The 13556-nt window shown below is 56.1% G+C and carries 16 protein-coding genes and 1 pseudogene; 9 read left to right on the forward strand and 8 right to left on the reverse strand.

Going from position 1 to position 13556, the window contains the following annotated elements; genetic code table 11:
* Window positions 1–111 precede the first annotated feature (111 nt).
* Window positions 112–342 (forward strand): hypothetical protein, encoded by a 231-nt coding sequence (locus ACCD00_RS04630; RefSeq protein WP_032828974.1) that lies wholly within the window; start codon window positions 112–114, stop codon window positions 340–342.
* A 494-nt stretch (window positions 343–836) separates the two neighbouring features.
* On the opposite strand, the gene arsN2 is transcribed toward ACCD00_RS04630, so the two are convergent.
* Together arsN2 and ACCD00_RS04640 are read right to left on the reverse strand one after the other, a co-directional pair.
* On the reverse strand, window positions 837–1289 hold the full coding sequence (arsN2, locus tag ACCD00_RS04635) for an arsenic resistance N-acetyltransferase ArsN2 (protein ID WP_413422297.1): 453 nt from the start codon (window positions 1287–1289) through the stop codon (window positions 837–839).
* 179 nt (window positions 1290–1468) lie between these two features.
* Window positions 1469–1561, reverse strand: a pseudogene (locus ACCD00_RS04640) (LysR family transcriptional regulator); the annotation flags it as partial.
* A 20-nt stretch (window positions 1562–1581) separates the two neighbouring features.
* Here ACCD00_RS04640 and ACCD00_RS04645 point away from each other — a divergent pair.
* The 4 genes from ACCD00_RS04645 to ACCD00_RS04660 all read left to right on the forward strand — a co-directional run bounded on the left by ACCD00_RS04645 (window position 1582) and on the right by ACCD00_RS04660 (window position 4046).
* The gene (locus ACCD00_RS04645) at window positions 1582–1857 is read left to right on the forward strand and encodes a hypothetical protein (RefSeq protein ID WP_413422453.1); all 276 of its coding nucleotides are present in this window, start codon (window positions 1582–1584) and stop codon (window positions 1855–1857) included.
* A gap of 102 nt (window positions 1858–1959) precedes the next feature.
* Window positions 1960–2796, forward strand: coding sequence for a lytic transglycosylase domain-containing protein (locus ACCD00_RS04650; RefSeq protein WP_413422299.1), 837 nt, complete (start codon window positions 1960–1962; stop codon window positions 2794–2796).
* Window positions 2797–3065: 269 nt separating this feature from the next.
* Window positions 3066–3542: a DUF6130 family protein gene (locus ACCD00_RS04655; protein ID WP_413422301.1), complete on the forward strand. Its 477-nt coding sequence runs from the start codon at window positions 3066–3068 to the stop codon at window positions 3540–3542.
* Window positions 3543–3620: 78 nt separating this feature from the next.
* Complete coding sequence (locus tag ACCD00_RS04660) at window positions 3621–4046, forward strand: GNAT family N-acetyltransferase (RefSeq protein WP_413422303.1); 426 nt, start codon at window positions 3621–3623, stop codon at window positions 4044–4046.
* Between the two features lie 169 nt (window positions 4047–4215).
* On the opposite strand, the gene ACCD00_RS04665 is transcribed toward ACCD00_RS04660, so the two are convergent.
* Window positions 4216–5046: an alpha/beta fold hydrolase gene (locus ACCD00_RS04665; protein WP_413422305.1), complete on the reverse strand. Its 831-nt coding sequence runs from the start codon at window positions 5044–5046 to the stop codon at window positions 4216–4218.
* 251 nt (window positions 5047–5297) lie between these two features.
* Here ACCD00_RS04665 and ACCD00_RS04670 point away from each other — a divergent pair, with 251 nt between their 5' ends.
* Window positions 5298–5747 carry a MerR family transcriptional regulator gene (locus ACCD00_RS04670; RefSeq protein WP_413422307.1) on the forward strand — a complete coding sequence of 150 codons (450 nt, stop codon included), beginning with the start codon at window positions 5298–5300 and terminating at the stop codon, window positions 5745–5747.
* A 54-nt stretch (window positions 5748–5801) separates the two neighbouring features.
* Here the strand turns inward: ACCD00_RS04670 and ACCD00_RS04675 are convergent, their stop codons facing one another.
* Both ACCD00_RS04675 and ACCD00_RS04680 read right to left on the reverse strand, forming a co-directional pair.
* Complete coding sequence (locus ACCD00_RS04675) at window positions 5802–6806, reverse strand: acetoacetate decarboxylase (ADC) (RefSeq protein WP_413422309.1); 1005 nt, start codon at window positions 6804–6806, stop codon at window positions 5802–5804.
* A 153-nt stretch (window positions 6807–6959) separates the two neighbouring features.
* The gene (locus ACCD00_RS04680) at window positions 6960–7763 is read right to left on the reverse strand and encodes a type 1 glutamine amidotransferase domain-containing protein (RefSeq protein WP_413422311.1); all 804 of its coding nucleotides are present in this window, start codon (window positions 7761–7763) and stop codon (window positions 6960–6962) included.
* A 195-nt stretch (window positions 7764–7958) separates the two neighbouring features.
* Here ACCD00_RS04680 and ACCD00_RS04685 point away from each other — a divergent pair, with 195 nt between their 5' ends.
* Window positions 7959–9038 carry a saccharopine dehydrogenase family protein gene (locus ACCD00_RS04685; RefSeq protein ID WP_413422313.1) on the forward strand — a complete coding sequence of 360 codons (1080 nt, stop codon included), beginning with the start codon at window positions 7959–7961 and terminating at the stop codon, window positions 9036–9038.
* Between the two features lie 203 nt (window positions 9039–9241).
* Complete coding sequence (locus ACCD00_RS04690) at window positions 9242–9865, forward strand: DUF4157 domain-containing protein (protein WP_413422315.1); 624 nt, start codon at window positions 9242–9244, stop codon at window positions 9863–9865.
* 141 nt (window positions 9866–10006) lie between these two features.
* Here the strand turns inward: ACCD00_RS04690 and ACCD00_RS04695 are convergent, their stop codons facing one another.
* Entirely contained in the window at window positions 10007–10576 is a 570-nt protein-coding gene (locus tag ACCD00_RS04695) for a DJ-1/PfpI family protein (protein WP_413422317.1), read from the reverse strand.
* Window positions 10577–10840: 264 nt separating this feature from the next.
* Between ACCD00_RS04695 and ACCD00_RS04700 the strand changes: the two genes are divergently transcribed.
* A complete protein-coding gene (locus ACCD00_RS04700; protein ID WP_413422319.1) occupies window positions 10841–11896 on the forward strand; it encodes an alpha/beta hydrolase family protein in 1056 nt (351 codons plus the stop codon).
* Window positions 11897–12036: 140 nt separating this feature from the next.
* On the opposite strand, the gene ACCD00_RS04705 is transcribed toward ACCD00_RS04700, so the two are convergent.
* Entirely contained in the window at window positions 12037–12840 is an 804-nt protein-coding gene (locus tag ACCD00_RS04705; RefSeq protein ID WP_413422321.1) for an alpha/beta fold hydrolase, read from the reverse strand.
* 261 nt (window positions 12841–13101) lie between these two features.
* The gene (locus ACCD00_RS04710; protein ID WP_413422323.1) at window positions 13102–13437 is read right to left on the reverse strand and encodes a DUF190 domain-containing protein; all 336 of its coding nucleotides are present in this window, start codon (window positions 13435–13437) and stop codon (window positions 13102–13104) included.
* Window positions 13438–13556: the final 119 nt, after the last annotated feature.

Below are 13556 nucleotides of genomic sequence, written 5' to 3' on the forward strand. Positions count from 1 at the left end.
GACCCACTGCGTCGTGCGGCTGGAAATGTTTATAGCGAAGACTCGCATGAGGCTGAACGGGCGCGCACTGCAAATAGAAAATTCGAGAGCGCGTGTAGCGTGGTGACTGACATGAATCGTAAAGCTGTGAAAAGCAAACATGCCGAAGGCGTGACCTTTGACACCCATGTGATCGCAAACCCGACCAACCCCAAAGAGTGGATTGTGTTCTTCAAGAAGGACGCCGGCAGAAGTTATTTCTTGGTTGATGACAACGAGGAGGTCGAGTCTTTCGGGCATCTGGATGACTTGATCGCCGAACTTCGAGACTTGGGACTCAAGACCGCTGAAATCCATTTTTAACCCTCGGGTTACGCCCTGGAGACATGATCATGTCAGTGAAGGTCGAGCTTCTATCCAGTCAAAGCAAAGCTCTTAGGTCTGTATGGCTTGGCATCCGACGAGTGCAGTTTCGGCATGAAAAAAGTGCTCAGGACCATGCAACCAGGCTCAAGGAGAGAATCGGGGCTCCGCATGTTTTCCCTCGACGTTGTGAGCCAGCGAAAATTCATAGCTTATAGAGACAGGCAAGGTCGAACCCCACCTGGCATGTCTATCTGCTTGTTGTACAAAGGATCTGGTTGAACTCGCGACCTTCGGTAAAAAGGCCGAGCAGCCCAATCGCCAGTCTTGAAATCTGTAACAGATAGGCGTGTTACTACAAAGGGGTGACTGTTTTTGGCCGGTTGATGCCTGATATGACAGGCAGCTTTGGGTTGTGGATTCAACCGGTCGACGCAACAGAAATCGACCAAGTGCGAACACACGGATTCCGTCCATTAGCGCGAATCGACGAACTACTCCGTAACAACCGCGGTACCTAACGACTTTCGTAGATAGGTTGCCGATGCAGGACACAAATGCTTGAACTGGAGGGTTTGACTGATAGCGACCGGCGCTTCACCCCTATCGAAAATTTCGTACCCGTTGGCTGTAAAAAATCCAGTCGCGCTTTGAGTTAACAAATGCAACCGAAGCACACCATGGAAGGCAGCATATCGTTCCAGCTCTGACAGCACTGCTTTGCCAAGCCCTTTCCCACGATGCGAATCACTAACGACTAGTGAGCGAAGCAGCATGTCTTGATCACAACCCTCCAGTCCTCCGTACGCGATCCATTTTCCGTCCATCTCAAAACGGAAAAACTGCCTACCCGGTTCGCTTAAATCATCAAAGGGCAATGCGGCTTGACTCAGAGCCTCACGGAGTTGACTCAATCCGCTCGCCTCGATTTTAAACATCTGCATCATCAGTCCTTCTATTAGCTCCCAAAGCACTCAACGCTAGCAGACTTAGCCGTTGTGGCCTTGTCGCCGGTCGACGCGGTATTGGTCCCTTTGGGTCGATATCTGTTAGTCATGACAGGCAGAAAACGGCCAGAAGGAGACATTCGTTTGCGTCGGGATGCCCCCTATTCAGTCGTCAGGCATTAAGCACTGTTGAGATGGTCGCGTATGAACTCGATGAACCGCCGGGGCTTCGCAGGAAGCAGCCGTGTTTCGGTCAGTGCGTAGACCGAGATGCGAGTGCGACTACGACGAGATGTGCCACATCCTCGAAGGCACCGTGCGCCTGACCGATGCGGACGGCGTGGCGAAGACCTTCGGGCCGGGGGGATTCGTTCGTGGTGGCGGCGGGGTTCAAGGGAACCCGGGAAAACATCACGCGGGGGCGCAAGGTGTATTTCATTCGCGGATGCGTTCGGCCCTGGCAAGCCGGGACGATGCGTCGTGCGAGCAATCAGGCCTGCGCCTCGCCTGGGAACGCCGGCAGCCCGTACGTCAACGCAAGTTCCAAGGCCGGTTACAAGGGGTATAACTATCAGAACAAAAGGCGGGTCACCCGGAACAGGCCCTCCAAAGGCAGCGCCCGGGCCAGGCGCCCCAAGCCTGATCGGCGCCTGCGGCGCGGAGCGATGTGATGAGTTCCAGAACATGGCGATGGGCTCGCAAGAGCCTTCTTGTTGGCTGCATAGAGCTGGCCTTGCTGGTCGCTCCACTGTGCGCCAGTGCCATGTTCAAGTGCCAGGCCAGGGACGGAGCCATCAGCTACACCAGCCAAGCCATCGCCAGCGCCCGCTGCACTCGCCTGAATGGCATGGCGGGCGCCGGTGTCGGCGCCAAGGCAATGGCCCTGCCACGGCTTGTGCGGGACGACAACCCGGACGCGGTGCGGATTCGGGTGTGGACCTTCATCCACAAGGGTATTCGTCAATATGTGAGCCGGCGCCCCGTCGGGATCTCCGCACGGGTCGATGTCCTTGAGCTCTATTACATCAAGGGCTGCTATCTGTGCATGGCGCCGAAGGATTTCAAGGTCGCCTCACTGCGCCTGGACACCCATTCCTATCGGCGGGAGATCGAAGCTGCTTCGGATCATTATGGTGTCGACAGGGCGCTGATCCGCGCGGTGATGCATGCCGAATCGGCGTTTCGCCCCAACGCCATTTCCGAAGCCGGCGCCCAGGGGCTGATGCAGTTGATGCCCGCCACCGCCGAGCGCTTCGCCGTGGACAATCCGTTCGACGCACGACAGAACATTCGTGGCGGCGTGCGCTACCTGGCCTGGCTGCTCAAGCGCTTCAACGGCAACCAGGTGCTGGCGTTGGCAGGTTACAACGCCGGCGAAGCGTCCGTGGTCGAGTACAACGGGGTGCCTCCCTACGCCGAGACGCAATCCTACGTCACCCTCGTGCAGTCCTTGACCGAACGCTATCGCAACGATCGCGAGTACCGTAGGGCGCATAACCCGCAATAGGTCATACGGCGGGCGGGGAATGGCTCAACCGAACTTCCACGCTCACCGGTAGCTATCTTCGCGCGATGAGGCTGTCGCATGGGCCGCGCGGATCGCGAGGGCCTGTCGCTGCAACCAAGAGCTGCGCGTCTTTGGGTTTGACCCGGAGTCTTGAGAGTGGTCGTGTAGCTGTGCGTCTTTGCTTGCACACTGCAATGTCTACGATTTTACAGCAGGAGCGCGTCCGAAGATTGATCTAGGCTTGAATGACATCCTGCGGGAGAAACACCATGTCCCTCGCTCTCGGAAATCTGTCCGTTCTTGCCATGGGTGCCTTCTTTTGCACAGTCGCATGCAGTGCAGACTCCATCGCCCCACCGGCGATACTGCCATTGCAATCCGAAACGGCGCCAATACTCACCGCCTATCCGCCACTTGCCGAGCCGCTCGCTCGCGGCGTTGTGATTATCCAGTATCGAACCGAGCACGCCAGGATCATGCCGGTGTTTGGTAAAGAGGCTGTAGAAGTATCACCCCGCCTCGGCCACCTTCACGTGACCGTCGACAACTGGAGCGGCACATGGGCACACACCAGTGAAGACCCGATTATCCTGGTCGGACTCAAGCCCGGCAGTCACAAGCTTCTTCTGGAAGTGGCCGACCCGAATCACAGGATCCTCACCAGCACGACAGTGAGTTTCAGCGTTCCGGAAAAGAAATCAACCGACGCCCCTCACACTGACGATGGCCAAGGAGTAAAGCCATGACAATACCCTGGTTCTCCCTTGGATGACCGGAATGGGATACCTTGGCGACCCCGTTCCTCATTGCTCAGGGAGAGCAGCATGTCTGTGAAAATCGAACGTTCGGAAAATGTGACTGAAGCAGAGCGGCTGGCAATCCTGACACCGTTGCTGGCCCACAACCTGGCCAACGGTGGTGACGACGCCCATGAAACTTTCGCCCTGTTGCTTCGGGCCCCTGACAGTAACGAAGTCATTGGCGGGCTGTACGGGAAGATCTCTTATCGATGGCTGCTCATCGATCTGGTCAGCGTCCCCGAGTCGATGCGCGGCCAAGGCATCGGAGAACAGTTGATGCGCAAGGCCGAAGAAGTTGCGCGGGAGAAGCAGTGCGTTGGCATCTGGCTGGAGACTTTCAGTTTCCAGGCGCCCGGGTTTTATCGAAAACTTGGTTACGTTGAATTCGGGCGTTTGGCGGATTATCCGCCGGGGCATATGCGGTTTTATTATCAGAAGAGGTTGGGCTGATGGTGGGGCGGATTTTGGGGTGATAGCTGCGCTTTGTAGTGGGTAGCTATCGGCCACGAGCCGACACTCGGTCAGCTCAACTTTTAGCCACTTGGTCGAATCTTCAACGCATCGATTTTTTGGCTTTGAAGAAAACAGGGGGCAGTTTTTTACCTGCCCCCCAAGTTGCCTAACCTCGCAGGAAAGCGAGCAAATCGGCATTGATTGTATCGGCGTTCGTCGTAGGCATTCCGTGCGGGAAGCCCGAATAGGTTTTCAGCGTGCTGTTTTGCAATAGCTTGGCCGACAACAGTCCAGAATCTTCATAAGGCACGATCTGGTCATCATCCCCATGCATCACCAGCACGGGGATCGTGATGCTTTTTAGATCTTCGGTAAAGTCGGTCTGGGAAAAGGCCACGATCCCGTCATAGTGTGCCTTTGCGCAGCCCATCATGCCTTGTCGCCACCAGTTCCGGATGATGCCCTCGGACGGTTTTGCACCAGGGCGGTTATAACCGTAGAAAGGTCCAGCTGGAACGTCATGGTAGAACTGTGCGCGGTTGGCCTTCAGCTGTGCCTGCAAGTCATCGAAAACCGACTTTGGCAAACCGCCTGGATTGCTCGGCGTCTGAACCATCAAGGGTGGCACGGCGCTGATGATGGCGGCCTTCGACACTCGATCTTCGCCGTGGCGCGCAATGTAATGGATGACTTCACCACCGCCGGTGGAGTGCCCCACATGAGCTGCACCTTGCACCCCAAGATGGTTGACCACGGCCGCGACGTCATCGGCATAGTGATCCATGTCATGCCCGTCCCAGACCTGACTGGATCGCCCGTGGCCACGCCGGTCGTGTGCAATGACCCGGTAGCCGTTCGCCAGGAAAAACAGCATCTGCGCATCCCAGTCGTCCGCACTGAGTGGCCATCCGTGATGAAAGAAGATCACCTGGGCATCGCGTGGACCCCAGTCTTTGTAAAATATCTCAACACCGTCCTGCGTAGTGACATAACCCATGTTCACATCTCCCGAATGAAATGGAGGGCATGACCAATCGTGTTCTGATCTTGACCCTTGCTGAGCCTCGCCCTTGGTGAATAACGTGCAGTCCATCCAATAGGCGGTTCCCAGGGAATGGTCCTGGTCTGGTTTTCCCTACCCCTGAATTCCATGGCGTCTCAGCAACGCATCACCTCTGCGCCACTTGGCCGCCAAATCACTTTAGGTTTAAAGTCAACTTTAAGGTCAATGGCTTTTTGGGGGGGAATATGAGAATAGGCGAACTGGCGAAAATCAGTGGGCTGGCGCCTTCACGCATCCGCTTTTACGAAGCGAGCGGCCTGATCAAATCTGTCGCGCGCAAAGCCAATGGGTATCGCGACTATGCACCTGACACGGAATGGGTTCTGGAGATCATCACGGGCGCACAGGCCGCGGGTTTTTCATTGGACGAAATCCGACAATTACTGCCGATGAATGCGAACGGCTGGAAGCATGAAGAGCTGCTCAGCGGGCTCAAGCGCAAGGTCGAGGAAATCGAAATCCTCCAGCAACGGCTGGCCCGGAACAAAGCGCAACTGCTGCTGGTGATCGAGGGTGTTGAAAGCAAGCCCGAAGGCATGGGCTGCGTGGATAACACCCAGTTGTTATTGCATCGTCTGCGCGAGGAAGGTGCGGCGACAGCACCGCGTGGCCGCGATATCGCGTCGTCCAAGTGAAGCGTGGCCTGTCAGGCTAGTGAAACCTGACAGGTTTTTTGCCGGATCGTTGAATCAATGCGCGTTAGCCAGTGCCGCTAACGGCTTCGGCGCGTAGAGCGCACTTTGGAACGCTGGCACGTATTCGTACTTCATCATTTTCCCCAGCTTCAAGGAGCGGATGTAGTTCGACAGGCTGCCGTCGCCCAGCGTGAGGGTTGCCGAATCCTCGTTCCTGCTGGAGCCGTGGCTGAGCTGGCGGGAAACGGCATACCCATAGGCCAGTTGGCCTTGATGATCGAGATTGGTGAAACTGCTGGTGACAATATCGACGTCACTGGACAGGTCGTCGAGCTTCTTCGCTTTGAAAGACACGTCCACTTTGCCGGTCTGGCTATCAGTAATGTCATAGACCACCGATTGGGCATCCTCTTTTCGATCAATGCCCGTCAGCCATTTCGGCAGGTTGTAACCGACGACACCGCGAACCCTCGCCAGCTCGGTATTGACCGGCAGCTTGAGCACATAACCCCAGAAATCTCCAGACATCGACTGGCCAATCAGCGTGAACGGACCCAGATTGGCTTTGCCAGGTTTGTTGGTGATGATCGATACAGCGACTTCGTTATAAGCGTCGTTATCGCAGTGCTCATAGGTGTACGCGGTAAATGCGATCAAGCCTCGGCCTGGCCAGATCTGCAGAGGTTGGACGGTTGCCAGTATCTCGGGTGGCATGAGTTCCCGGAGCTTTTCCAGATCCGCCGTATAAACCGCCGTCACGCGGCTGTTCTCGTAGTAAAAGTTTGGCGAGTACGATTCAAAGCCAATGTCGACCTTGTTCTTTTCCAATCCTTTGAACCAGCCTAAATCAACGCCCGGTACTTCTGCCGCAATCACCGACAAAGGCGGGTTGGAGCGAAAGCGGTCGTACAAGCCGCCCTTGACGACAGGCACCTGGTGACCTGCGATATCGATCATGGTGGTGTCGGTCTGGCTGGGCATTTCAGGCATCCCCGCCAACGCATGGTTGGCAACAGTGTTGAAAAGCAATCCTGTTAAAACGGCGCTTGCGAGTTTCAATCTTTCTCTCTCCCGGTGATTGCATCTGCTTGATGGATTTAAGGCCTGCCGAAAGAAACCTTAACGTTAAACTTAACTTTAATGTCAAGCGTCAGGGAGACAGATTTTTTGGTTCGCTCGCTGCCGTGTTTTCAGCGTGTCATCGACAAAGGCTTAGCGAGTTACAGTGTCGGCGGAGAGCAAGGCCAATACGGCTTCAGCCACGGCCTTGGGCGACTGAGGGTTTTGGCCCGTCACGAGCCTTCCATCGGTAATGGCAAATGGCGTGAAGGGCAGCCAGGCCTTGCGGTAACGCGCACCCTGGCTCACCAGCCGGTCCTCCAGGAAGAAAGGCACCTGACTCTTCATGCCTGAAAACAGCTCTTCGCGATCAGAGAATCCGGTGATGTTTCTGCCGTTGATGATCAACTGGCCTTGCTCGTCCTTAAGATCCAGTAGTCCCGCTACGCCATGGCAGACGGCAGAGACGATGCCGCCCTGGTTGTAGATTTTTTCGGCGACCCGACGCAGGTCCGGGTTTGCGGGGAAGTCCCACATGACACCGTGCCCCCCCGTGAAATAGATGACGCTGAATCGAGACGGGTCGATATCGGCAACCGGAATCGTGTTTTTCAGTCGAGCGAGAAAGGCCGGCGACTGCAAATGCTCACGGGCTGCCTTGTCCATATAGAGCCAACCGAGGCTGCGTTCGTCCAAAGGAACAGCTCCACCCTTGGGGCTGGCAAAAACCGTCGTGTAGCCTGCCGCTTCCACAACATCGGTGAAATGCGTCAGCTCGGTCAGCCACAGCCCCGTGGTATCGGTTCGTGAGGGATAGCTGGCGTGATTGGTCATGATCACCAGTATCTGGCGGTCCTTTGCAATAGCAATGGAAGCGTTCGGCTCAGCATTTGAAAAGGTCATGAAAGCACCGCCTATCAATACCAACGCACAAGAAAGAAAGGTCTTAAACATCATCCGGGTTCCAACAGTCATGCATGTCCGCGCATGCTCACCTTAAACCTTACTTTAAGGTCAACCCCTGCACCTCTGAAAGTTTCCTGCCGGCGCTGGCACACTTCTGCTTGACTCTAAACCTGACTTTAACGTTAGCGTCTGACGCTGATTGGGCAAGGCAATGACGCACTTCATCAATCCTGTCAGGAGCAATGCATGAGTCAGCAAGACAACCCTGTGACGCAGATGAAATGGATGATCTATGGCGCCTACGGTTATACCGGCGAGTTGATCGTTCGCGAAGCCGTCAAGCGCGGACTCAGGCCGGTTTTGGCGGGACGAAGCCGCGACAGGATCGAAGCCCTGGCCCGGGAGCTGGGTCTTGAAGCCCGTGTTTTCGGACTGGATGACGAGGCGCGATTGCTCGCCCAGATCAAGGGCCATGGTCTGGTTCTGCATTGCGCAGGACCGTTTTCGGCGACCGCCGCCCCGATGATGGACGCTTGCTTGCGTGCCAATGCGCACTACCTGGATATCACCGGCGAAATTGCCGTTTTCGAACATGCCCAGTCCCTGCAAGAACGTGCGCAAACGGCGGGCGTAGTCATTTGCCCTGGCGTCGGCTTCGACGTGATCCCCACTGACTGTGTCGCCGCTGCACTCAAGAGTGCGCTGCCGGATGCAACGCATCTGGCACTGGGTTTTGATTCCCGCTCCAGCTTTTCGCCTGGCACTGCCAAGACGTCAATCGAAGGCATGGCGCAAGGCGGCAAGATACGTCGCGACGGGAAAATCGTGTCTGTACCGCTGGCCTATCAGGTGCGTCGTATCGATTTCGGCGACGGCGAGAAGCTGGCGATGACCATTCCCTGGGGTGACGTTTCCACGGCCTGGCACACCACCGGCATTCCCAACATCAAGGTGTTCATACCGGGCTCTGCTGGCATGATTCGCGGCGCCAGGTTCGCCAACTTCATTCGTCCGCTGCTGGGTTTGTCGTTCGTGCAGAGGCTGCTAAAGGCACGCATCGCCAAGACGGTGATCGGCCCGGATGACGAAAAGCGTGCAGATCAAGGCACTTACGTGTGGGGCGAAGCCCGTAACGCTCGTGGAGAATGCAAAGTGGCACGCGTGCACACCGCGAACGTCTACAGCTTGACGATCTACGGTGCGTTGACCGTGGTCGATTACCTGTTGCAGGTGCGTCCGGCTGGCGGCACTTACACGCCCGCGAGGCTGCTGGGGGCCGATCTGGTGACGGACTTGCCAGGGTCGGGAGCCTTGAAGGTCGAATAGCAATTGGGAGCCAGGCACCGAAACTTCTCATGCTGATTGTCTGCGCCAAGTACTGGGTGATGTGCCGAACTGGCGTTTGAATGCGGATGAATCCGGGCTAAGGCAACAAACGGTGGCCGCAGCGGTCATACGCGTGGCTGGACACCGGGTGCGAGATACCAGAAGCATCACCTGCCGACCGCCACTACCTCTGGGAGAACCAATTGTCAGCTGTCTTTTTGCGTCAAGTCTTCCGCTTAGCGGTACTGTTCTTTTCCGTAGGTACATCATTTTCTGTTTACGCCTGCCCAAAAGGGCAGTACGAAGCCTGCGTGGTCGCTTGCTTTTGTGCTCCAGGCTCCAAAGAGGAAACGGGGGCGATCTTTGAAAGCATGAACCAAATGGCTTCCTCTGGATTACAGAGTTGGATTGTGCAATCGCGCAACACCGCGGCAACTGGCGATATTCAGACAATCCCGCTGAATATCCGAGCCCAACTCGAACCCTACTATGACATTCAAGTGCTTGATTCGGCTCGCTACAAGGTAGGCGACGATGTGGAGCTGAACGCCGCAAACACCATGCTACAGAATCCCGATGTAAGTGCAGTCACCCTTATAGACATCATCGTCTTTCGCAGTGCCGATGATGCACTTAACAATGTCGCGCTGTGGGCGCATGAATTGAAGCACGTGCAGCAGTACCTGCAATGGGGTGTTCGGGAGTTTTCTACGCGCTATACCCGTGATTACACCGCCGTCGAGGCGCCTGCTTACGAGATTCAAACCCAGGTAGCCAAAGCGCTAAGAGCCAGCGTGGTCCAGTCAGAACCTCCTCGGCATCCTTGAGTTCAAAGGTTTTAACCTGGTCAGCTATCACGGGTGAGTTACTTGAAACGACCCTGTGCAGACGTTTTCTAATGTCCGCAAAGCCAAAGAGCGGACACTCGAACACATAACTTGATCGGCTGTTTTTGTAGGACGAAGCGGTCACCCGTGCTCCGCTGCCAACAATGACCTGAACTGCGAAATGATCTCTGAAGATAACCCGGCAGCTTCGAATACTGCGCAGGTAAAGCTAACAGGGGCAGGACCTGGAGCAGTGATGATGCGGTCAGCAACCACAGCAACCTGACTGCTTCGATAAAGCGCGGCCCCGTCATAACCTACGGCATTCTGTTGTAAAAAGTCAGCGCTGTTCGAAGTATGAGGAACCGTGTCGAGAAGCCCGGCCCTCGCAAGTGCCAGCGTTCCTCCACAGATACCGGCAATTGTCGCTCCACTTGAACGACTGGTATGAAGAAAGTCCCGAATATCCGGTGCATCTGCACGCTCCCAGATCATTCCACCGATGACTGCAACAACGTCCGGCTTCCAGTCCAGGCATTGTTGCAAGCTGCTATCCACAGTTACAGCCAATCCACCCTGCGAGCGGAACTGCCCCGTAGTCGAGGCGAAAAACCTGACGTCGATCCCGTAAAACGGCGATGCGGTTCCTGCAATGAAAGCGTATTCCCAGTCCGCAAAACCGGGTGTCAGTATCAAGCCCAAGCGTGCCATCAGTCAGAATCCTCCATGAAAGCGAATAACATAAAGCGACAACAAATAGATCTCAACGGCTGCTTCGGGTTAAAAGCGAACGTCAGGATTCTCGCCAACACCGCGAATAGAGTTAACGATGAAAATTATGCGCGGCGGTTCGAATCTGGGCTTTAATGTCCGTGCTTAGAGGCAACCCCATTAATTTCGACTCCGCAGGACGGTGGATGCGCCTAACGGCGGGGTCAGGTGCTATGCACTTGTCTGATCAAGGAAGAAACGACATTGAAAATATCTTTCGGCGCCCTGTTGTTGGCTTGGCTGACGACTACCGCATTTGCTGACGAGTACCCCGTCGGTTTCCAGTCTTCCACACTGCCGGATTCGCACAATGACCGCGCACTGGAGATGGTGGTCTGGTACCCGAGTGCAACTACCGCAGCCACGCAACTGATCGCCGACACTGCGGTGTTTGTCGGTGCTTCTGCCGTTCGTAACGCGCCGCCATCTGCCGGCGAACATCCATTGGTGGTGCTATCCCACGGATACAGGGGTAACTGGAGCAACCAGACCTGGCTTGCCAGTTCCCTGGCCAAAAAGGGTTACATCGTCGCCGCAATCAATCACCCTGGCACCACGACCCATGACCGCAGCCCTCAAGCAGCTGCACAGTTATGGCAGCGGCCGGTTGATCTGCGCCGAGCCATTGACAGGGTCACGACTCAACCTGAAAAATTTGGCCTGGTCGCCAATGGCCGAATTGCAGTAGTGGGCCATTCACTCGGCGGCTGGACCGCCCTGGAGATCGCCGGTGCTCGTTTCGATCCAGACCTCTTCGCCCATGACTGCAAAGCCCACCCGCAGTTAGCCGGTTGCACCGTTTACGGACAGATAAACCCCGCAGACACCTCAGAATCAAAGGCCGCGTTGGCCGCCGATTGGCGCGATAAACGCGTCACTGCCGTGGTTACACTGGACCTGGGCCTTTCACGGGGCCTGACCAACGAAAGCCTGGCCGCACTGCCTGTACCCGCTCTGGTGATCGCTGCCGGCGTACCGTCGCACGACCTTCCTGCGGAGTTGGAGTCTGCCAACCTGGCCAAACGCCTGCCTGCGGCGTCAAGCCATTACGTCGAGATCAGCGACGCAAGCCATTTCAGCTTCATGTCGATGTGCAAACCTGGTGCGCAAGCAATGCTCGAAGAAGACGTGCCAGGCGATGGCATCATTTGCCGGGATGGCGATAACGGTCGCGCTCGTGGGTTGATTCAGCAACAAGTTACATCACTGATAGCAGAGTTTCTGGCGCAATCACCTGGCTACAAAAAAGACAGTTTGTAAACTGACAGTACTGACTTGCCGCGGCTCACCGAAAACGCCGTAGGCGCCCACGCAATCTCTCGGATCGTTGGTCCGGGATGAGGGCTGGGCCGAAAGCGGCCATTCGTGACAAACAGCAATCGCCCAGAATCAGTCATTCATCAATGGCTGATTCGAAGGAGTCGAGCGACTGCATCCAGAACGACGTCCGGGGCCTCTCGATGGGGGACATGATGGCAATTTTCCAGTATCAGGTATTCCCCGGGCGCGGTCGCAAGTCTGGCGATGCGCATGGGATGCAGAACGGATCCGTACTCGTCTTGCTCTCCATGAAGCGCAAGCAGCGGGCAGTGAATCGAGTCAATGGCATCTTCAATCGTCCAGCCGCTGAATGCCTCCGACAGCCAGGTATCCGTCCAGGCTGACAGCACCCATTGCGCTTTATCGCCATGATATTTCTCAAGACGCGCCATTTGCCCCGGCGCCTCAAACTGCGCCTTGGCATCCCGAATGCCGCGCAGCGTCTGCTCTTCAACGAACGCTTGCGCTGAAACGGTGATCAATGCAACGCAGCCCTGCGGGTACAAGGACGCGCAGCTCGTTGCCATCGCGCCGCCAACACTATGGCCAAAGGCGACAAACCGATCGAACTGGAATTCGGCCCTTATAAACACGAAGAAGCGCTCGGCTTCGTCGCGAATGAAATGCATGGGCAAGTGCCCCGGGTACGGATCCGACTGCCCGAAGCCGAGTCGGTCATAGGCAATCACCTCGCGCTTTGTGGTCTGACAGAGTCGTTCAGGAAAGTCTCGCCACAATTCGACGCATCCAAGGGAATCATGAAAAAGGATGATCGGCGGTTTTACCTGGCTGTACTCCACGCCCGCCGGAAACCAGCGTCGGGTAAACAGTCGCCCATGTGGCGTATCGATCCAAAGCGTTTCGGCACAGACAAACGATGACATTGGAATCCTCGACTGATCATTCAGGCGGGTAAGAGTAAACGAAGTGTTGCGGTTGCGAGGACAGCGACCAGCACGACCGGGAAAATCGGCAAATAGGTCAGTGGCGGTTCAGTCAAGGACTCTGTAGGAGCGAGCTTGCTCCGGGCGGCGTTCCGACGATGGTCGTTAACGATTACGCGTGTTTACTGGCTAAACGCGGCGCTCTTGAGTCCATCGCGAGCAAGCTCGCTCCTACGGAGTCCTTGACCGAACTGCATTACGCTAATTGGCGGGCTGGTTCGCCTGCCTGCCGACAGATCCGAATTCAACCGGGGTCTTTATGTAAAACAGGGAGATGTCTTCGGCCTCAAGTCGCTCAAACAGGCGAACTGACTCTTCTTCGGTAATTGCCATATGGATTTCGGTAGGCTGATCGGCCAGCTCAAAAAAATGCGAGGAATGCAGTTTCCCTGAATGCCCGAAGCCTTCGATACCGGTTGCCAGGGTGGCACCGCGCAGCCCCATCTCCTGGGCCAGGTCGACGAGCCAATCACCCAGCATTTTTCCGTGATGTCGACGGCTCTGTTGGGTAATGAAAATCACCAAAAAGCCTTTCATGACTCATCACCTCTCTAGCGTGTGCCAATCAATTGAAGCGATACAAGCCCTGCAACGGTCATCGCCAGCGAACCTGCCACGTGTAGCCCGCGTTACCGGTCCCCGAGGGATGCGCCGAT

Origin of the sequence: Pseudomonas sp. Pseusp3 (assembly GCF_047304225.1) — a bacterium.
Classification (GTDB): domain Bacteria; phylum Pseudomonadota; class Gammaproteobacteria; order Pseudomonadales; family Pseudomonadaceae; genus Aquipseudomonas; species Aquipseudomonas fluorescens_CD.